The organism is Neisseria sp. P0021.S007 (assembly GCF_051956855.1).
The window spans coordinates 1-777 of sequence record NZ_JBQCXA010000376.1; the positions used below are offsets into that span (position 1 = coordinate 1).

A 777-nucleotide genomic window follows, 5' to 3' on the forward strand; every position below is an offset into this window, starting at 1 on the left:
CTTTATGACCAGCGGTCCTGTCATGATTCAGGTACTGGAAGGTGAAAATGCCGTTGCAAAAAACCGTGAGCTGATGGGCGCGACCAACCCTGCGGAAGCCGCTCCCGGTACGATACGTGCGGATTTTGCCGAATCTCTCAGCGTAAACGCCGTACATGGCTCTGACAGTCTGGAAAACGCAGCAATCGAGATTGCCTACTTCTTCAGCCAAAGCGAAATCTGCCCGCGTTAACGATAGATACCGTTCGAACGTCCGACCGGTTCGGGTGTTTGGACGGTTTTGTCGATATTGTTTGTCTCAATCTGTTTTCAGACGACCTTTCTAAAATGGAGGTCGTCTGAAAATATGATAGAAGGAGCTTGGAAATAAAAGCTGTTTGCTCAACAAGATTCAGGGCATGTTCAAACCCACTATGCAACGCCCTAATCCGCCGGATTTGCAAGATTTATCACGACAGCTTTTATTAAAAGCTTTACCAAGAAATAAACCACATGAAAACCAATCTGCTGAATTATGATTTAAACGGACTGACCCATCATTTTGCCGAAATGGGTGAAAAACCGTTTCGCGCCAAACAAGTCATGCGCTGGATCCACCAAGCCGGTGCGCAAAGTTTCGATGAAATGACCGATTTGGCAAAATCCCTACGCCTGAAACTCAACGAACAGGCAAGCGTGGATGTGCCCAAACTGATGATGGCGCAAGAATCCGCCGATGGGACGCGCAAATGGCTGTTGGATGTAGGAACGGGCAACGGCGTGGAAACAGTGTTTATT

General features: G+C 47.9%; 1 protein-coding gene and 1 pseudogene. Both read left to right on the forward strand.

From position 1 onward, the window contains the following. A partial coding sequence (locus tag ACTHUR_RS13450; protein ID WP_440399033.1) for a nucleoside-diphosphate kinase occupies positions 1–232 on the forward strand: 232 nt, incomplete at its 5' end. 260 nt (positions 233–492) lie between these two features. Continuing rightward, a pseudogene (locus ACTHUR_RS13455) lies at positions 493–777 on the forward strand (23S rRNA (adenine(2503)-C(2))-methyltransferase RlmN); the annotation flags it as partial.